17 protein-coding genes are annotated in these 17,784 nt (G+C 52.9%); 8 read left to right on the top strand and 9 right to left on the bottom strand.

Translation table 11 applies throughout. The features are described from left to right. Positions 1–38 precede the first annotated feature (38 nt). Positions 39–593, bottom strand: coding sequence for a TetR/AcrR family transcriptional regulator (locus FDW98_RS13050; protein WP_096756554.1), 555 nt, complete (start codon positions 591–593; stop codon positions 39–41). 180 nt (positions 594–773) lie between these two features. Between FDW98_RS13050 and FDW98_RS23650 the strand changes: the two genes are divergently transcribed. After that, positions 774–1,499 (top strand): hypothetical protein, encoded by a 726-nt coding sequence (locus tag FDW98_RS23650; protein WP_226794632.1) that lies wholly within the window; start codon positions 774–776, stop codon positions 1,497–1,499. A gap of 288 nt (positions 1,500–1,787) precedes the next feature. Here the strand turns inward: FDW98_RS23650 and FDW98_RS13040 are convergent, their stop codons facing one another. Further along, complete coding sequence (locus FDW98_RS13040) at positions 1,788–3,551, bottom strand: EAL domain-containing protein (RefSeq protein ID WP_096756984.1); 1,764 nt, start codon at positions 3,549–3,551, stop codon at positions 1,788–1,790. Between the two features lie 532 nt (positions 3,552–4,083). On the opposite strand from FDW98_RS13040, the gene FDW98_RS23420 reads away from it, so the two are divergent. Both FDW98_RS23420 and FDW98_RS13035 read left to right on the top strand, forming a co-directional pair. Then, entirely contained in the window at positions 4,084–4,257 is a 174-nt protein-coding gene (locus FDW98_RS23420; protein ID WP_170975212.1) for a hypothetical protein, read from the top strand. Positions 4,258–4,516: 259 nt separating this feature from the next. After that, positions 4,517–4,960, top strand: a complete 444-nt coding sequence (locus tag FDW98_RS13035) for an acetyltransferase (RefSeq protein ID WP_096756986.1) — start codon at positions 4,517–4,519, stop codon at positions 4,958–4,960. A gap of 20 nt (positions 4,961–4,980) precedes the next feature. On the opposite strand, the gene FDW98_RS13030 is transcribed toward FDW98_RS13035, so the two are convergent. After that, positions 4,981–5,565 carry a helix-turn-helix domain-containing protein gene (locus FDW98_RS13030; protein ID WP_096759397.1) on the bottom strand — a complete coding sequence of 195 codons (585 nt, stop codon included), beginning with the start codon at positions 5,563–5,565 and terminating at the stop codon, positions 4,981–4,983. 357 nt (positions 5,566–5,922) lie between these two features. Beyond that, positions 5,923–6,018: a stress response membrane protein YncL gene (gene yncL, locus FDW98_RS13025; protein WP_096756987.1), complete on the bottom strand. Its 96-nt coding sequence runs from the start codon at positions 6,016–6,018 to the stop codon at positions 5,923–5,925. Positions 6,019–6,209: 191 nt separating this feature from the next. Here yncL and FDW98_RS13020 point away from each other — a divergent pair, with 191 nt between their 5' ends. After that, a complete protein-coding gene (locus tag FDW98_RS13020; protein WP_096756988.1) occupies positions 6,210–6,383 on the top strand; it encodes a GhoT/OrtT family toxin in 174 nt (57 codons plus the stop codon). A gap of 8 nt (positions 6,384–6,391) precedes the next feature. Here FDW98_RS13020 and FDW98_RS13015 read toward each other — a convergent pair whose 3' ends face one another. The 3 genes from FDW98_RS13015 to FDW98_RS13005 are packed head-to-tail and all read right to left on the bottom strand — an operon-like array spanning position 6,392 to position 12,844. Next, positions 6,392–8,551 carry a virulence factor SrfC family protein gene (locus tag FDW98_RS13015; RefSeq protein ID WP_096756989.1) on the bottom strand — a complete coding sequence of 720 codons (2,160 nt, stop codon included), beginning with the start codon at positions 8,549–8,551 and terminating at the stop codon, positions 6,392–6,394. Then, positions 8,548–11,529 carry a virulence factor SrfB gene (locus FDW98_RS13010; RefSeq protein ID WP_096759398.1) on the bottom strand — a complete coding sequence of 994 codons (2,982 nt, stop codon included), beginning with the start codon at positions 11,527–11,529 and terminating at the stop codon, positions 8,548–8,550. Before FDW98_RS13010 ends, FDW98_RS13015 begins: the two co-directional genes overlap by 4 nt. Before the next feature lie 4 nt (positions 11,530–11,533). Further along, positions 11,534–12,844 (bottom strand): SrfA family protein, encoded by a 1,311-nt coding sequence (locus tag FDW98_RS13005; RefSeq protein ID WP_096756990.1) that lies wholly within the window; start codon positions 12,842–12,844, stop codon positions 11,534–11,536. Positions 12,845–13,126: 282 nt separating this feature from the next. On the opposite strand from FDW98_RS13005, the gene FDW98_RS13000 reads away from it, so the two are divergent. Together FDW98_RS13000 and FDW98_RS12995 are read left to right on the top strand one after the other, a co-directional pair. Beyond that, the gene (locus FDW98_RS13000) at positions 13,127–14,725 is read left to right on the top strand and encodes an ABC transporter substrate-binding protein (protein WP_096756991.1); all 1,599 of its coding nucleotides are present in this window, start codon (positions 13,127–13,129) and stop codon (positions 14,723–14,725) included. Between the two features lie 17 nt (positions 14,726–14,742). Next, positions 14,743–14,976: a YdcY family protein gene (locus FDW98_RS12995; protein ID WP_096756992.1), complete on the top strand. Its 234-nt coding sequence runs from the start codon at positions 14,743–14,745 to the stop codon at positions 14,974–14,976. A gap of 35 nt (positions 14,977–15,011) precedes the next feature. Here the strand turns inward: FDW98_RS12995 and FDW98_RS12990 are convergent, their stop codons facing one another. Beyond that, the gene (locus FDW98_RS12990) at positions 15,012–15,461 is read right to left on the bottom strand and encodes a DMT family transporter (RefSeq protein WP_096756993.1); all 450 of its coding nucleotides are present in this window, start codon (positions 15,459–15,461) and stop codon (positions 15,012–15,014) included. Beyond that, positions 15,458–15,976, bottom strand: coding sequence for an L-methionine sulfoximine/L-methionine sulfone acetyltransferase (gene mddA / locus FDW98_RS12985; RefSeq protein WP_096756994.1), 519 nt, complete (start codon positions 15,974–15,976; stop codon positions 15,458–15,460). The genes FDW98_RS12990 and mddA overlap by 4 nt, the downstream gene beginning before the upstream one ends. 37 nt (positions 15,977–16,013) lie before the next feature. Here mddA and FDW98_RS12980 point away from each other — a divergent pair, with 37 nt between their 5' ends. Both FDW98_RS12980 and FDW98_RS12975 read left to right on the top strand, forming a co-directional pair. Continuing rightward, positions 16,014–16,589 (top strand): XRE family transcriptional regulator, encoded by a 576-nt coding sequence (locus FDW98_RS12980; RefSeq protein ID WP_096756995.1) that lies wholly within the window; start codon positions 16,014–16,016, stop codon positions 16,587–16,589. 69 nt (positions 16,590–16,658) lie between these two features. Beyond that, positions 16,659–17,693, top strand: coding sequence for an NADP-dependent oxidoreductase (locus FDW98_RS12975; RefSeq protein WP_096756996.1), 1,035 nt, complete (start codon positions 16,659–16,661; stop codon positions 17,691–17,693). Positions 17,694–17,784 lie beyond the last annotated feature (91 nt).

Raw genomic sequence — 17,784 nt, 5'->3', positions numbered from 1 at the left:
TAATCTCTGAAGGGGAAGCGTTAATGGAAATCAGTCGTTCATTTATCGACTGGAGCTGCAGAAAGAGTGCGCAGGACGTGTAGAGCACCATTTAAGTCGCCAGGGTATATCTGCATACTGGCGCCCAGACACAGTCCATCAGCAGCCATCCTCACCACGGCGAACTCAGAGCGATCTTCCAGGCAGCCGCGTTCGTTAAGAATACCCTGATACCATTCCCGCCATTTCTCGCAGATATGTTCATCCGCCATGGCAGACTTCCATAACGTCACCATGTCCGGGTTATCAATTGTTGCAGCGCCCATTTCAAGATAGGCACGAGTGAATGCACCGATATCACAGGGATCCATATCTATCCGCCGTGTAATTTCCGCAGAAAACTCATTCACCATTTGTTCAAACACGCAGTTTAGAAGCGCGTCTTTACCTGGGAAATGATGAAAAAAAGCACCTTTGGTCACGCCAGCCATATCACAGATTGCTTGCACACTGGCAGTGGACAAACCGTTACGTGCCGCCAGTGCTCTGGTGCATTCAATTAGTGAAGCCCTGACCAGTGCAGGCTGTTTTTTACGAAGATGATTGATTGTCATTAGATAAACATACCGGTCGGTATGTTTATTGTCAATTAATCAGGAGCGTCTGCTCCTGGCACACTTCTGCCGTTGACCCTTCAGCCTCACGGCTCCTTCAAAATCAATGTTGGTAGGTTGAAGATTTAAGCGATACTAATCTAAGCTAGCATTCGGAATTTTTAATATAGGGATTTTGCTATGTCAGTATCGAGGCATCTTGGCTGGGGCGGGGTTGTCGTTTTTGGCGCCGTGCTGTTGGTGGGATGTATTCCGTATCCGCGGGAAAGGCCCGGATATATCGATCTCTGTGAAAGCGAGTATACATTTACGGTCGATAGCCCAAGCGGAAAGCAAGAGATTGTGCTGGAAACCTATCTCTATGATCACGGTATGCCAGGTAACTATATCCCTGCTAAACGAAGCAGCTTTACTATTCCGCACGTCCAGGGGCCTGAAGCGAGGCCGGACTTTTATGTCCAGTTGATTGCGTATAACAAAGGCCGTCAGCGTCCTTCTCGTCCGGGGACTAAAGGGCTGCCAGCGGTACCGATTATTATCGACACACGTGAAGCCTATATTGACCTGGGCGATGGTAACCAGGTTAGTGCAAGGCCAGAAATTTATCTCGGGACCACATCATTCCCTTATGATTTCCCGGAAGACAGAAAGGAATATGCAAGACCATCGCCTTACGACCTCAATAGTGATGAGGTACATCGCAACGTCCCCCGAATTACGAATAACGATGACTACGGTTCAGCGTACGTGGTCTTTAAAATTTATGACGGCAACGCGAATTCTAAATGGTCTGTCCATTTAGGCGATCTTGAAGTTGATGGGGTGAAAGTGGCAGTGCCCGTGCTGAAACTTTGTTATCAGCCAACGCTGAAGTGGATTGGTATTGAGCCGCTTATGCGCCCATAAATATCGGACAGGATAACCGGATGACATCCGCTAATGTTTCAGGGATGTCCACTTCCACAAGGCATTTCCCGATTTTGCGACCGTGCGGATCCTGGCATAAAGCAGATAAGCTAACTGAGCTAAAGGTCCGCGGTGAGCGAAGAGCGGAAGTGAGAATTTGTCATGATTACCCTGATGCGGGACTAACATCGGCCTCTGATAATCAATGGAGAGCAGGTCAGGATGACCAGTTCCCTTCTTATTTATATATTGCGGGCAGGCGAGCATACGTATTTACTTAATACTCGTTCACTTTAAGGCTTCGTCTCTGCCGTGATACCAGGTTTCAAAAGCATCGGGGGTCATCGGTTTGGCAAAAAAATAGCCCTGAACTTCATCGCAGCCCAGCCTTCTTAAAATATCAACGGTCCTGGCATCCTCGACTCCTTCGGCCAGAACGATATAGTCGAGCTGCTTGAGGAGTGTGATAACGTTGCGAACAATGATGCGGCTGGCCTTGTCGCGAGCAACCTTACTCACAATAGAGCGGTCAAGCTTGATGATGTCCATCGGGATTTGTCGCAGGTAGTTAATGTTGCTGTATCCGGAACCAAAATCATCCAGAGATATTTTAAATCCGCGTAGTTTGAGCATGTCCAGGCCGCTAAGTGCAGCGGGGCTTTCCAGCATCTCCTCGGTTTCCAGACACTCCACCCCCAGCAGGGCAGGATCCAGACGCGCGTCCAGCATTTTCTGTTCCAGCTCATCGGAGAAATCTGGTCTTGAAAAATCACTGGCGGCCAGATTAATCGACACGGGTAAAGAAAGTCCACGGCTTTGCCAGGCACTCAGTTGCACAATAGTGTGATCGATAACCCACGCTGTGAGTTCGCGCATCAGGCTGGTCTTTTCGACCAGAGGAATAAACACACCCGGCAACACTTCGCCGTTTTTAGGATGTTGCCATCTAAGCAAAGCTTCGGCTCCCGTCACACGCCCTGTCACCAGTGAGATTTTCGGCTGATAAACCAGATATAAGCCCTGGTTTTCATGTAGCGCTTGTCTAACTTCAGTAAGAAGGCTGAAATCAGTCTTCTTACGGCTATCCAGTGCGTCATCATAGACTGTAAACCGGCGCCCCTGACTTATCCCTTCATGCAATGCGCTGACTGCACGGCGCAGAATTTCATTCGATGTCAGAGATTTATCGCAAAGCCCGGAGTCACCCATGTGAATATCCAGATCAAGGGGAACTTCCGGGGTGATCCTGGCCTGGATCCCCTGAAGGCTTTGAGAGATATCTTCTAATGTCAGAGTTTTTTCCTTATGGGTAAAAAAGGCAAATCGTCCGACTGCCACGGCGTAGAGCTGCCCTTCTAAAGGTAGGCGGGTCTGCAGCTCTGCGACCATATTACGAAGTAGATTTTCTACGGCAGTCATACCGAGTGAGCGAGCCATTTCGTAGGCTAATGGCATATCAATACAATCAATAATGACGAGCCTGAATGAGCCTTCAGCTGAAACCTCTATATCCTTCAGCAGTCGCTGCCGGTTTGGTAATAGCGTGACTATATCGAGGTAGCCCACGGAGTGCCACGAGGCCAGAAAATCCGATATAAGTCCTGCCATCTTTTCAAAAAGATCGAGCTGCTCGTCTGAAAGTTCCCTGGGCTGAGTATCGAGGATACACAAGGTACCTACGGGTACTCCATCCTGGGTTTTAAGTGGGCACCCTGCATAAAAGCGAATGAATGGAGCTTCTTTTACCGCGTGATAGTCACGAAAGGTAGGGTGCTGATGAGTGTCATGACAAATGAATGTCTTACTCTGTTCTTGGGTCTGTACGCAAAATGCCTCGCTCAGGCTGGTTTCCGTGACGGCAACATTTTGGGCGGATTTGATGTATTGCTTTTCTTCATCGAGAACAGAAACAAAGCCCATCGGCATGTTCAGCAAGTGGCATATTAGATGAGTATATTTTTTTAACGCATCATCCCGACCCTTGTCAGGATTTTTCAACAAGTCGATTGCCGCAAGTCTTTTACTTTCATCTCTGCTGAGATCGGTCAACATGGCAAGACATCCTCCGGTGCAGTAGGCTTTTGGTTATTCCACACTCACAGGTAGCATGTGTCATTCTTCCAATGGCATACGGTAATACATACCTGTGACCTGCCTAAATTCTCACATTAAAATGTTTCCCGTTGATTGTCTCCCGGAAATGTCGCCCCCGGCTGCCTGGTAATCCATTTGCTGGTTGTGTTTGTGTCAGTAATGTCCGCACCTGGCACGGAGCGGACCGCCTGCGTTGCCGCGAGGTCTGCGTTGAGCTGCGGACGTTGGCAAGGTCTTACTTACATCGTGGAGGTTTGAGCAGCAATAGTGCGCTCGAGAGGCAGTGACAGTTCCTTCCAGCAACCCCAAAACAGCTCAACCACAAAAAACAACCCGTTTGATTTTTCGCCGCTTTAACGAGCGAATCCTCATCAAATACATGGGATAAGGAAGAAACGGAATGTTCACGCTTTACAAGAGGTGGGATGCCGAGCGAGAGCTGGCTCCCAGTGACATTCAGTTCATTCTGTCGCCACGAGATGCGCTGAATATGGCGAGCATTTTTTACGAACTGGATTACCTGAAATACGACCAGCGCAACCGCATTCTGCCTCACAGCGTCCCGAAGCGGCTGAGAGGGGGATACCACCGATTTGCGACACAACCCTACAAACGCAAGCGTCTTAGCGAATACGACGGACTCTATGATGAGGTGGTCTACTGAATTTGGCCACATTAGCAGAAGTGTGGAATGTCCGCTGCTGGCTGTGAGCGAGGAGCGAAAAGTCGGTTTGAAAAAGCCCAGGATCATTGTCGCAGACGATGATGAGGATCAGACTAACCGGCGTGTTAGCTCTTCTCATGGGGAATGCTAAGGTATAACAATTAAAGTACTATAGTAAATTTAATTTCACTATAGTAAGCTTAAGGCGGCTCATTTTGTACGTAAATACACAAAGTAATGACCACTTAAGGTAGAGTAAATGTTAAAAATCAGAATGTCACGACCCTCTGAAGCGTCAGAAATTATCCAAATTTGGAAAAATTCTGTAGATGCCACGCACGATTTTCTGACAGCCCACGACCGACAAGAGATCGAAAAAGACGTTGTCAGTTTTTTTTCAGAAACCCCTGTATGGGTTGCAACAAATCAGGAAGACCAACCGCTAGGATTTATGTTTCTACATGAGAGCCATCTGGAGGCACTTTTTGTCGATGCTTCTGCTCGCGGACTTGGCGTGGGAAAACGGTTGATCTCACATGCACTGGCGCTGCATCCTGATTTAAGCGTCGATGTAAATGAACAAAATCAGCAGGCTATAGAGTTTTATCAGCATATGGGCTTTCAGGTTACAGGCCGTTCCGAGCAGGACAATCAGGGAAGGCCTTATCCCCTGTTACATCTAAGCAAGTCTAATGTGATGTAACCCCTTAAGCAGGGGCAATATCATTGATTTTTTTGACTAAAAGTGACGATGTAAGAACAACTCTGTTCGCTATCAGGATTGCTCATTTGGCACTCGCTTGCAAAGGTAAGGGCAAGACAGTCACCGGCTTGTAAGTGATGGGTCTGATGATTAACCCGAAAATCAAGGCTGCCGCTCAACATCCACAGTGTTTGCCCGGAAAGATGCTCATTCGCAGAGGCGGGAATCGTCAGTTGACCCATAGCAGGAATTTCAACTTTTATAAGCTCCGGGCATGCCCCTGCTGGGGAGAGTGACCAGCGGGTAATGCCTGATTGTTCATCTGTCCAATGCTGCTGCTGATCCGCGAAACGAACCAGTGAGTTCTGATGCTGCTCAAGCTCCGCAAAAAGTTTTGATAGCGTTATATTCATGGCGTTGGCTAAACGACTCAGTATCGTGGCACTGGGACTGGAGGTGCCTCGTTCAACTTTGCTAATCATGGCCTGACTGACGCCCGATCGTTGGGCAAGTTCTGTTACAGTCAAATTTCGAGCCTTTCTGTGTTTAAGCAATAAACGCGCAATGTCGCTATCTACTATCTGATTTTGAGATGTTTTATCCATTTTCGCCCTCACTTTAGCCTGCCTGATTATGCCATTACATAAATTGGGCTGAAATAAATGATTTTGTAAGTCTAAAAATTTAGGCTTTCGAAGCGTTGAGAACAGTGCGAATGACTTATTGATGAGACAGGGCAGCGCGTGAAGTCAGAACGCAACGGAATATAAAATTTGGTTGCGGATCCGCTTAGGGGGCAAAGCATGCCGGGGCTTCGCGATTTCATTACCGCAGAAAGGTTAGGGCTATTACACACTAAGGATAATTTACTGGCAGGTGAAGCAGTGGGAAGATCGCACATCAATGGCAGAGAGAATGTTCTCTCTGCCAGCAGACGCTGCAATTAATCAACAAGAGTCACATCAAGCAAACCAGCCGAACCTTATGGATATCAGGCTGAAAAGTCCTACAGCAGCAAAGATATTTATCAGTATCACGGTTTTACTGGAAACATTCATTTTTGCCACCTTTCGATTTAACCCTTATGGGTATAGTACGGGTTAAAACTATCCGCAATAGTACGAAATCTGAACATTACGAATAGCGGTTGTTTTCTCGCCGGTTTCTTAAAAAAATGAATAAAACTTGATGTGTGTCATAAAAAAGAGCATATTGCGCGCGATTTTCCCTTCTGGCCCGGATGCCCTAAATGTCTTTGTACCAAAACATGCTGGTTTTTTATGCGGTAATGGCCGCCATCGCGGCTATCATCACCTGGTTTCTATCGCGCGATAAAAAGCGTATTCGCTTTCTCAGCGCGGTATTAGTCGGGGCGACGTGGCCGATGAGCTTTCCCGTCGCACTCCTGTTTTCTCTTTTCTAATGACGTCGTCAGGCCTTTAGCAGCGCGATTAATCGCAACCTGTCAGCGTCAGTCACGTCCAGCGGATGCTGATAGCCGACGTTTTCATTGGCGCGGGTGTACAGGGCAACCAACCAGTCATACACGTATCGGCTGGCACCATGCCGAGGTTGCTCGTCCAGTTTTGCCAGTCGACGCATCGGTTGTTGCGGCGGGGCGCTAAAGATAGCGGCACCTTTTAGGATCCTGCTGGCAGGGCGCTGTTCCTCGGCAACGCGAGCAAACCCAAGCCAGGTAATAAAATCACCGATATCCGCGTGTAGCTGTGCTGCGCAGACGTTCTCGCGCTGCATAATAGCGTGCAGGCGTTGTGGCATCTCCAGTCGGTAACTGGTGGTCACCAGGATGTCGGCAACCTGCCTTAAGGTTTGTGGCTCCAGGTGCAGGCGACGCGCGTTATTCTCATTACGACACCACTGGCGCACATGGTTGATCCACATTTTATGCGCCAGGTATCCGGTCTCTTCACTCTCTTGCGGGTGAGAAGTATCTCGCGCGTCAGCAAACAGGTCGATCGCATCATTAAATAAGCCGCTAACCTGCTCCTCACGCGGTTGTTGAATACGTAACAACGACTCCACGCTGCGCATAGGCGGCAGTAGTCCCTCCAGCAGCTCGCCATGTTTTGCCGCCTGAGCTTGCAACTGGCGAATAAGTGATTCACTCGCCCCGGTCGTCTCGTCATCCGTGTGTAGCCAGCTCATTAACGTGGCGCGAATTCGCTGCTGGAGCTGCTCGTGCAGAGAGATAAACCGAGCCTGACGCTGAGCGGGCGAAGTGGCCTGCGACAACCATTCAACCAGGCGCTGTAAACTGTGCTTATCCAGCGCCTGCAGCGTGCCCCAGTGCAGTCCGGGTTTGCCCAGTAATTGCTGAACGGCTTCATCGAGGTTCTGCTGGGTGCTAAAACGTGCATCCTGTGGGGTAATGGCCCACACCACGCCCGGTAACGCAGCATCGTGCAGCGGTTGGGTATCGTTGATCCAACCGAGTAGTGTGCGGGTGACGGTCGGCGTCTGCGAACGGGTGGATACCGCGTTGCAGATGACTAACACATCGGGTTGCAGACACTGGCGGTAATGCTCCAGCATCCAGCCTAATTTTGCTTGCCATAGCGGGTGTGGATGCGCATCCGGTGCCAGGGGGATATCCAGCAGGTCCGTGCTCTCCAGCACTGTGTCTTCTACCGTCAGTACCAGTTCGCGGGTCAACAGCGCCAGTGATTCCAGCGACAGGCTGACCGCATTAAGCAACTGATTGTCGGCAATGGGATGCACCACCACATCACTTGGCGCGTCGTGCCCGGTCAGTGCCGCCTGAGTGAGAAAGCTTTCGGCGGGCAAGCCGAAATGGTCGACCAGCAGGCTAAACGGCGCAGCTAATTCTTTGGCATGCCCGGTTTGCTGCAGCGTATGCGCCAGTGCCAGAAACTGCTGCGTGAGTTCTGGCTGTTCTCCCCACAGTAATGCCCAGGCATGTGCCCGGGTGGTGAGATCCAGTGCCGGAAGCAGCATGGCAAACTGGTGCCACAGCGCATCGTCAATTTGCTGCTGGTTTGAGGGAACACGAGAACGCCAGAAACGCGCGATGGTGGCCACGTCTTGTGCGCAGATCCCCGGCACAGGATGGCGCTGGCGCAGCGTCTGCCATTTTTCTAACCGCGTCTCAATGATCGTTTTTTCAACCTGACGGTTGTCAGGTAACGCACAGAACTGGGCGATAAACAGCTGAACCAGCTCCGCCTCGCTCATCAACCGCAGGCGCAGCGGCCATGCGCTGTCCAATGGGGTTTCGTCGCGGGTAAAGCGAATAGCCATGTTGGTTGGCGCATGGCCGGGGTTAATGTGCGTAAAGTAATCGACGCTGCGCTCCGGCGTGGTGATATTCAGTTTGCCACCCGTATTGCTGCACAATGCGCAGAGCAAATGCGCTTTCGCCGCCTGTGAGTGGCCGTACAATCCCACACAACCCGGCGCGGCGAATGTCTCATTGAGCGCGGCTTCATTGACGGCGGCTAACGTGAGCTGAGCAAGCAGGGAATCTGCTTCATCATCCAGGCGTGCCGCGCGTGTACGCACGTCCGTTACCCATTCGATGGCGGCCTGTGTGGTGTTTAACGTCTTGCTCATTTCAGGTACACACTCCCGCTATCAATCCAGTAATGGCTACCGCTGTGGCGGCGGTCTGCCAGCGTATTCAGTTTTAAGGTTAAGGCGTTAGCGGCAACGGGTGTGCCATCCTGCAGCCAGGCATCGCTGAGGACGAAGTATTCCGGGCCGGTCTCTTTGCTACCGCCACGTAATTGCAGGCGCACATTTAATACGCCATCACCGGCGATGGTTTTCGCCAGCTCAGCAGAGTTGATACTGAGCGTATACAGCGGGGTGGCGGGCCAGCGGCTGTTCTCCAGTTGGCGGAAACCTAACGTCACATTGCCACGCAGCGGGAAATTCAGGCGCGCGTCCAGCTTTGCGCCTGGCTTGTCGAGGTCAATATCGTGATACCAGATATTCTCATCGCGCAGCGTATTAACCGTGTTATCTAACACGCCGAGATAGCGTACCGTCGAGTACGCGCCGATATCGGCGGCTTTAAAGTTAAAACGCGGCAGACGCAAATCCAGCGCCAGGCTGCACAGCATGGCGCCCACGGCGGCGGTGGACTTCGGATTGCCAATGCGCCCTTGCTGGCTAAACGGATACCACTCATGCACGCGGTAGCTGTCCATCCAAATCATACGATTAACCGGAACGGGTTGCAGATGACGAATCAGCGCCTGTACGCCTGGTAAACAGGCGGGTCTGCCGGTTACCAGTAAAATGTCGCAACGATAGTGCGAGATGGCTTCACACACGGCGTGCAGCGGAGAGGTCAGGGTAAACTGCCCGGCCAGCAAGGCTTCCTGTAATGGCCTGAACTGCACTTGTAGCGGCACGCTCAGCACGTCAAAAACCGGTGAGCCCGCAGGCAACGCATGATCGATGGCCTGCTGGATATAGTTCATCACGTTGCGCGTTGGCGGCTGGGCCAGCAGTTCGCCAAAGGTAGCATGCAGCCCCGCTACCGGGTCGTTAACATCGCTTTGCTCCCACGCGGAGAGCACCGCATGCCCGAGCGGCATAAACAGCTGTAACGCCGTTTGCTGGCGTAAAATCGCCTGGGTGTCGATGCGCCCGGAGTCGCCAAACAGCGTTGCCAGCAGGGCGGCGGCGTCGGTAACCCCCGCCTGTTGTAAGCGGGTTTGCAGGGCAGGTAGCACGCAGCGTTGGATAACATCGAGCAGCAAGTCATCCCCGGCAACCTTGAATCCTTCACGAAACAGCAGATGCGGCGTGATTTTGACATTCGCCCCCACGCCATCATCTAACTGATAATGGACCACGGCCATATCCGTGGTGCCGCCGCCAATGTCGATTGATGCCACACGCAGGGCGCGACCGTTGACTTCACCCGGTTCCGGCAGGCGGTCCGGGCGGGCGAGGGCGTTGAAGAACGATTCGGTGTGCCCGTCGTAGTGTGAAATCGCTTCATTGTATAGCCAAACCAGCTGCCCACAGCTGGCTTCATCCCATTCCATCTGGATCTCAGGGACGGGGACCACGCTTTTTTCCTGCTGCTTGCGGGTGGTAAAATCGTCATCCTGCGGATGCCAGCCCATCGCTTTCCACACTAATGCAATAGCCTCAAACATGCGCAGGCGGAAGATCTCACGCTCTTGTTTTGGCATCGCCGACGGCAGGGTCAGGATCAGCGTACGCAGCTGGCGAGGCGAGGCCGGAAAACCAAGGCGCAGGCGTGTCGCCACGCTGTTAATTTGCCCCAGCGCCTGCGCCAGAACTTCGCACAGCATATGAGTCATCAGCGTGCTGCGACTGTACTGCGGTGAGAATACCGGCAGCCGGTCATCCTGCGGCAGGCTAAACAGCGGTTGACCATCATCGTTCATCAGATTCATCAGCGGGAAGGCAGTTGCCAGCGGTTCGCGCTGAGTTTTGCCATTCATCTGGCTAAAGCGCCAGTCGTGCAACACCGGTGTTTCATCCCACAGATACCGACGCGGGCTGGAGATCCCGCTGCTGCCTTCGGTGCCGACGCGCTGCATGGCCAGCTTGCGGGCTTCATCGCCGACACGAACGATCGACGGCCATATGAAGGCATCGTCACGACCGCTCTCCACGGAAAAGTGCTGTTTCCCAAAACGCGCCTCGGAAAACTCCAGTCGGCTGGTGAACAGCGGATCGTTGAGGTATTGCGGCTCGCTTAATGAACGGACCTGTAATTCTGCCGTCTGGCGTAGCCCGTCATTGGCGTCACCGTGATCTTCAATCAATACGCCGCAGGTATGGGTATTGCCGATATCCAAGATCAGATCGACGGGAATGGCCGGGGTGCTAAGGGTGTGCGTCACCAGCTTCACTTCCGGAATGGCAAGCTGCTCGCCTAACAGGGTCAGCACATTCAGCCAGTGCGCCTGATATTCGAAATTTCGCAGCGCGAGCTGGATCTCTTGTTCGGCGCGGTTTTCTTGTTGCGTCACATAGTGCAAAAAAGACTCGCGCAGCCAGCCGTCAATCCACGTCTGGTCGAGGAAATCAGCGATTTCTTTATCGTGCCAGGCCAGCGCAAATCGCGTGCCGTTGAGCAAATCGTTTTCATTTGGCGTCAATACGGCGGGGGCATGCTCGGTTAACTGGCTGTCCAGCGCCACGGTCACACGGTGCGTGTTGCCCGCGCTGTCCGGTTGTGCCAGCTTGCGCACCTGTACGCGCGCCCAGTTATCCGGGCCTTCGACAAATGTGCGCGGCGGGTTAAAGCGCAGGAACGGCAGCGGCAGCCAGACGCCGTCGAGCACGTCCAGTGAATAATGTAATGTCTGGGTGCTTTCTGGCTTGACCACTTCGGGTTGCCCGCCAGTGCTACCTGGTAACGTATAGCGACCCGTTGTCAGGTCGAAATCCAGTCGCAGCAGCGGGCCGTTGGCCGTTTTGCGCACAAAGCGCCCATGATGCGCGGATTCCTGCGGCGTCAGGCCAAAATCCAGAAACTGTACGCCGCTATTGGCGATGAGCGTCACGCTCTGTTTGTAATCACACAGATTCACCAACATAAAATCAGGCACCTATCTTTTTGATGGTCATGGGGATCTCCGCGTGATCGTCATAACGTGCGGTACAGGCGGCTACGTCGTTGGTTCCCGCTTTACAGGTGATTTCCGGCATCGGATAACGCGAGCCGTCCGTACAACGCGCGTTCCCACGACTTTTAATCATTAATTCACCCGACTGGTGCAGACCGGAGAAAATCTCCGCACGACACACCACATTGTCGCCGTGGACGACTCGCGCAGTGCCTTTATTGGTCTGGATCTGATAACGCAGCGAGGGCGCTTTACCGCTGACCGGATCTTTGATGTCGACCATCACGCGCCAGTTACCGTTGAGGAAGCGGGTGGTGCCGACCTTCATCTGGTTCGCGTCCATGACCAGCGCATCTTTCGGGATCGCGGCAATCACCACCGGCCCCTCGGCAGGCTTCTCTTTTTTGACCACCGGGACAACTTCCGCGCGATGCAGCGGCAGCGAAGGTGTCAGTACGGGTAGCGGCTTGATGTCGACCCTCGCAACCTCAATCGGCTGCAGCGCGGGCGCAGGGCGTGTCGCCTGCTGTTTCCACAGCAGCGGTCCAACGATAGCGGCAATGATGACCGCGGCAACCGGCAGGCTCCACAGCGGCAGTTTACGCGCAGGTGTTGGCAATACGGGCGGTGGTAAGACCTCGGGTTCATTTACGATGACCGGGGGCTGCGGTTCAGGTTCTGCGGGCTTGGGTGTTTCCACGACCGGAGTCAGTAAAGGTGCATCGGCTTCGGCAAAGGTGATTTCCGGGACGACCATATCTTCTTCAGGTTCGGCTTGCGGTGCGGGCATGACCGGAGGAATATCGGCAATCCGCAAGCAGTCGAGCACATCGTCACGCGTGTTTTCGTTCAGATTGACGAATCCCCAGAACGTTATCACCGGTTTGCCATCAACCAGAAAAACGTGATTTTCCCCAGGAAACTGAACGGCCTTTTCCAGCAGAGATCCAAACAATTGCAGCGAGGTTTTACCCGATTGCAGGCTTTTACGACTGAGAGTCGCCGCGCTGTCCAGCGTGCTAGCCAGATAGCGTAATGCCCGAAAGCGCGCATCTTCATCAGCGGCCTTCCAGGCGACGGCTTGTCCTTCAATCGGGGAATACCAGTCAACCCGATCGCCATTATCATTGACTTGCGGGATCGCCAGACAATCGGCCATGGCCTGCTGTTTTCGCAGACGAAGCGTTTCACGAATTTGCAATGCTGAATCAAAAACGGCCTGACCACCGCCGCCCACGGCCTGATAGTCATCCAAATTGCCGCTGCGCAAGAGAGTTTTTGCCACGTTGTTATCCCTTAGACTTCTTCACACATCTACTTTACGGCTTATAAACGCGAGCAAACGGTGGAAGAGAGGCAAAAAGGGGCGAATTTTCATGGCATAGAGCGCGGGGAAAAATCTTGACGTCTTGAAAAAGACTTAAGGGAAATTATTTCACCGGTGCTGTCGAATTAATCAGCGAAAACCACCGGATAAGAATAACCTGATAGTGATTTGTTATTAGTCAGTTTTTGTCAGCTATGCTCTGATAATGAGATGAATAATAAAATAAGAAGGTATACAACAATGATTGCAAGGAAAACGTTGCTCGCGCTGGCGCTCAGCGCGGTATTACCAACCGGTGCTGCATTTGCTGCCAATACCGACACCCTTATCTACTGCTCTGAAGCGTCTCCCGAATCCTTTAACCCGCAAATCGCCAGCTCCGGTCCGTCATTTGTGGCCAGTTCTCAGGTGCTGTATAACCGACTGATTAACTTTGATCCGGTGAAAAATACCCCGGTGCCGTCTCTGGCTACCGACTGGACGATATCCCCGGATGGCTTGACGTATACCTTTACCCTGCGTCAGGGCGTGAAGTTCAACAGCAATAAATTCTTCAAACCGACCCGTGATTTCAACGCGGATGACGTGCTGTTCTCGGTATTACGTCAGAAAGATGCCGAACATCCGTACCATAACGTCTCGCAGGGTAACTATGAGTACTTCAACGATGTCGGGTTGGACAAGCTGATCAAAGAGGTGAAAAAGGTTGATGATTATCATGTCCAGTTTGTGCTGAACGAACCTAATGCGGCGTTTCTGGCTGACTGGGGGATGGACTTCGCGTCCATTCTCTCTGCAGAATATGCCGACCAGATGCTAAAAAAAGGTACGCCGGAAAACGTCGATACCTGGCCGATTGGCACCGGACCTTACGTGCTGCAACAGTATAAGCAGGATTCACAGATCCGCTATCTGGCCAACCCGAACTACTGGGATGGTGACGTTCCGACCAAACACCTGATCTTCGCCATTACGCCAAACGTGCAAACGCGACTGGCAAAACTGCAAACCAATGAGTGCCAGATAATTCCCGCGCCTGCGCCGGTGCAGTTTGAGGAAATTAAGAAAAACAGCGACCTGACGCTGCATTCGGTCGATGCGCTGAACGTCGGTTATCTGGCGTTTAATACTGAGAAAAAACCGTTTGATAACGTATTGGTACGTCAGGCGCTGAATTACGCGACCGATAAAAAAGCGATCATTAACGCCGTCTTCTTAGGTTCAGGCACGGTGGCAAAATCACCGATTCCACCGAATATGCTGGGCTTCAACAACGATCTGAAAGACTACGATTTCGACCCGCAAAAAGCGAAAGAACTGCTGAAGAAAGCTGGGCTGGAGAACGGTTTTGAGGCGACGCTATGGTCGATGCCGGTTCAACGTCCGTACAACCCGAACTCCCGGCGGATCGCTGAGATGATCCAAAGCGACTGGGCGAAGGTTGGCGTGAAGGCGAAAATCGTTTCCTGGGAGTGGGGTGAGTACCTCTCCGGAATGCGTAAGGGCGAGCACGACACCGCGCTGTTTGGCTGGATGTCTGACAACGGCGATCCGGATAACTTCGCTGATGTCCTGCTGGGCTGCAACAGCATTAAAACCGGATCCAACGCCGCACGCTGGTGCGATAAAGCGTATAATGCGCTGGTGCAAAAGGCGAAACAGGTGAGCAAGCCGCAAGAACGTGCCGCGCTTTACCAGCAGTCGCAAGAGATTTTCTACCAGCAGGCGCCGTGGATCGCGCTGGCAAACGGCAAAACGTTCTATGCCACACGCAGTAACGTCAGCGGATACAGCGTTAGCCTGATGGGCAGTGATTTTTCAAAAGCTAAATTAAATTAATCAGTTAAGGAGAAAGTATGTCGCACCTGGATGAGGTCAGCGCCCGCGTCGACGCCGCCATTGAAGAGAGCGTCATTACGCATATGAACGAACTGCTGATTGCGCTCAGCGATGATGCAGAACTGAGCCGGGAAGATCGCTACACCCAGCAACAGCGTCTGCGCACGGCGATTGCGCATCATGGTCGTCAGTATAAAGAGGATATGGAAGCCCGCCGCGAGCAGCTCACCAAAGGTGGCACCATTCTCTGATATTTCGTGCCTGATACGCGCCCGCCATCAGGCCATTAAAACGCGCGTCTGGCTACCAGCCAGGCGCCGATTACCAGCAACACCGCGCCACAAACGGGCCCCACCAGCGCACGCAGCGGTACGCCGTTGCTTCGCAAGATATCCAGTAGCAGACCGCCAATCAACTGACTGGCAACCAGCACCGCAATGGTGGTGGCAGCCCCCACATTTTGATAGCCGCTAATACTGGCGAAGACAAAAAACGAACCCAATAAACCGGGAATTAACGTCCACCAGCGTACGCTGGAAACCAGCTCGCCAAACCCCGCCATACCTTGCTTAAACCACAGAATGCTGACAAACAGCACAATCCCCACCAGCGAATTGAGCAGCATGGCAATCAGAATGGTTGAAGAGGTCTGAGTAATACGTACCATTAAGGTGTTCTGCACCACCAGACCAATGCCGGCGGCAATCAGAAAGGAGAGGGTTAGCGTCGAGTTCATCCGCGTGCGTCCGGATCGCGGCGATCGTCCAGTTGCAGCTGCATAAAGGTCAGATCCAGCCAGCGGCCAAACTTCGTCCCCACCTGCGGCATTTGCGCGGTTAAGACAAAACCGAGCGTGCTGTGCAGGTGCAACGATGCCTGATTCTGCGACTCAATGCCCGCGACCATCACATGCTTACCGCACCTGCGGGCCTCATCAATCAACCGGCTGAGTAATGCGCGCCCCAGGCCTTTGCCTTGATGATCCGGATGCACATACACCGAATGCTCAACGGTATGACGAAAACCATCAAAATTACGCCAGTCACCGAAAGACGCATACCCGGTGACCACGTCATTCTCTTCACTCACCAGCACCGGATACCCCAGTATTTGCCGGGCTTCGTACCAGGAGATACGGTTTTCGGCATCAACAGTTTGATCGTTCCAGATAGCCGCCGTATGCAGCACCGCGTGATTGTAGATTTCTGCAATAGCGGCGCAGTCTTCTTTACTGGCAAAGCGAATTGACATGTTGAACCTCAGGTGTTGTTCACTATAGTATTACAATATGAATACTATTGAAGACAGCATAAATCAACGGATCGGTGCAAGAATTCGCATAGAACGGGAATCTCGCGGCTGGTCGCTGACGGAACTTGCCGAGCGCGCGGGCGTGTCGCGGGCAATGATCCATAAAATTGAGCGTGGCGAGAGTAGTCCAACGGCAACGCTGCTGGGGCGGCTTTCCGGGGCATTTGGCATCAGCATGTCAACGCTGATGGCGCGGGCTGAAATGCAAGAGGGCAAGCTGCTGCGCTTCGCCAACCAGCCTGTCTGGCACGATCCGCAAAGCCATTATCTGCGCCGCCACGTCTCCCCGCGCAGCGATCTGCCCATCGATCTGGTGCAGATAGAACTGCCAGCCGGGAGCGACATTCCCATGCCCGCTTCGTCCTACGTGCAGGCCAGACAGCTAATCTGGCTGCAGCAGGGGGAGTTAGTGTTTGTCGAAGGGGACACGCGCCACGAAATGAAGGCCGGTGATTGTCTGGAACTCGGCCCGCCGAATGACTGCCGATTTATTAATGAAACCGCGCAACCCTGTGTTTATCTGGTTGTGCGGTTAAACGCCGTCGGCAATTAATGTGAAAGCATCGCTAGCGCGGGGCGTCTACTATTGATGGATTCATGCCAAAAGCAGAGGAGAACATCAATGAGTCAACAACTGCAACGCAATCGCCGCTGGGTACTGGCTTCGCGCCCCCATGGCGCTCCGGTACTCAGTAATTTCCGTCTGGAAGAGGGTGCTGTCGCCACTCCCGGGGACGGGCAAGTTTTACTGCGCAACGTGTATCTGTCTCTCGATCCCTATATGCGCGGTCGCATGAGCGATGAGCCTTCATATTCTCCCCCGGTGGAGATTGGCGCGGTGATGGTCGGCGGTACCGTCAGCCGGGTGATGGCATCAAATCATCCTGATTATCACGTTGGTGAATGGGTTCTGAGCTACAGCGGCTGGCAGGATTTCGACATCTCCGATGGTAGCGGGCTGGTAAAATTAGGCGATAACCCTGAACATCCATCCTGGGCGTTAGGTCTGTTGGGGATGCCGGGCTTTACCGCGTATATGGGGCTGCTGGATATCGGCCAACCTAAAGCCGGAGAGACGTTGGTGGTGGCAGCAGCCACCGGGCCGGTAGGCGCAACCGTCGGGCAAATTGGCAAACTCAAAGGGTGTCGGGTAGTCGGCGTGGCCGGTGGAGCGCAAAAATGCCGTCATGCCACCGAGGTGCTCGGCTTTGATATTTGCCTCGATCACCATGCGCCTGATTTCGCGCAACAGCTGGCGCAGGCTTGTCCGCAGGGGATCGACATCTATTATGAAAACGTTGGCGGCAAAGTCTTCGACGCGGTGCTGCCGTTACTCAACACCTCTGCACGCATTCCGGTGTGTGGGCTGGTCAGCGGTTATAACGCCACGGCGTTACCGGCAGGTCCCGACCGCTTACCGCTGCTGATGGCCACCATACTGAAAAAGCGCATCCGGATGCAGGGCTTTATTATTGGTCAGGATTACGGTCATCGCATTCATGAGTTCCAGCAGGAGATGGGGCGCTGGGTCAAAGAAGGCAAAATCCAGTACCGGGAACAGATTACGGAGGGGCTGGAGAATGCTCCGGCAGCCTTTATTGGTCTGCTGACCGGGAAAAACTTTGGCAAGGTTGTGATCCGGCTCGCTGAAGATTAATCGCGAAAATCCGCTGTGCCGCTCTGTTTGTGAGCGGCACGTTAAGCATTTATGGAGAAAATAAGAAGGTTGTTGCCAGAAAGCGAATAAA

Source organism: Citrobacter sp. wls711, from assembly GCF_005281055.1.
Lineage (GTDB): Bacteria > Pseudomonadota > Gammaproteobacteria > Enterobacterales > Enterobacteriaceae > Citrobacter > Citrobacter gillenii.
This window is presented reverse-complemented; position numbering and strand designations above follow the sequence as displayed.

What these genes read in the sequence shown, in the direction of transcription:
- FDW98_RS13040 (WP_096756984.1), bottom strand. Translation starts at nt 3,551, where the DNA reads ATGTTGACCGATCTCAGCAGAGATGAAAGTAAAAGACTTGCGGCAATC.
- FDW98_RS23420 (WP_170975212.1), top strand. Translation starts at nt 4,084, where the DNA reads ATGGCGAGCATTTTTTACGAACTGGATTACCTGAAATACGACCAGCGC.
- FDW98_RS12990 (WP_096756993.1), bottom strand. Translation starts at nt 15,461, where the DNA reads ATGAACTCGACGCTAACCCTCTCCTTTCTGATTGCCGCCGGCATTGGT.
- yncL (WP_096756987.1), bottom strand. Translation starts at nt 6,018, where the DNA reads ATGAATGTTTCCAGTAAAACCGTGATACTGATAAATATCTTTGCTGCT.
- FDW98_RS12975 (WP_096756996.1), top strand. Translation starts at nt 16,659, where the DNA reads ATGAGTCAACAACTGCAACGCAATCGCCGCTGGGTACTGGCTTCGCGC.
- mddA (WP_096756994.1), bottom strand. Translation starts at nt 15,976, where the DNA reads ATGTCAATTCGCTTTGCCAGTAAAGAAGACTGCGCCGCTATTGCAGAA.
- FDW98_RS13030 (WP_096759397.1), bottom strand. Translation starts at nt 5,565, where the DNA reads ATGGATAAAACATCTCAAAATCAGATAGTAGATAGCGACATTGCGCGT.
- FDW98_RS23650 (WP_226794632.1), top strand. Translation starts at nt 774, where the DNA reads ATGTCAGTATCGAGGCATCTTGGCTGGGGCGGGGTTGTCGTTTTTGGC.
- FDW98_RS13015 (WP_096756989.1), bottom strand. Translation starts at nt 8,551, where the DNA reads ATGAGCAAGACGTTAAACACCACACAGGCCGCCATCGAATGGGTAACG.
- FDW98_RS13000 (WP_096756991.1), top strand. Translation starts at nt 13,127, where the DNA reads ATGATTGCAAGGAAAACGTTGCTCGCGCTGGCGCTCAGCGCGGTATTA.
- FDW98_RS13035 (WP_096756986.1), top strand. Translation starts at nt 4,517, where the DNA reads ATGTTAAAAATCAGAATGTCACGACCCTCTGAAGCGTCAGAAATTATC.
- FDW98_RS13050 (WP_096756554.1), bottom strand. Translation starts at nt 593, where the DNA reads ATGACAATCAATCATCTTCGTAAAAAACAGCCTGCACTGGTCAGGGCT.
- FDW98_RS13010 (WP_096759398.1), bottom strand. Translation starts at nt 11,529, where the DNA reads ATGTTGGTGAATCTGTGTGATTACAAACAGAGCGTGACGCTCATCGCC.
- FDW98_RS12980 (WP_096756995.1), top strand. Translation starts at nt 16,014, where the DNA reads ATGAATACTATTGAAGACAGCATAAATCAACGGATCGGTGCAAGAATT.
- FDW98_RS12995 (WP_096756992.1), top strand. Translation starts at nt 14,743, where the DNA reads ATGTCGCACCTGGATGAGGTCAGCGCCCGCGTCGACGCCGCCATTGAA.
- FDW98_RS13020 (WP_096756988.1), top strand. Translation starts at nt 6,210, where the DNA reads ATGTCTTTGTACCAAAACATGCTGGTTTTTTATGCGGTAATGGCCGCC.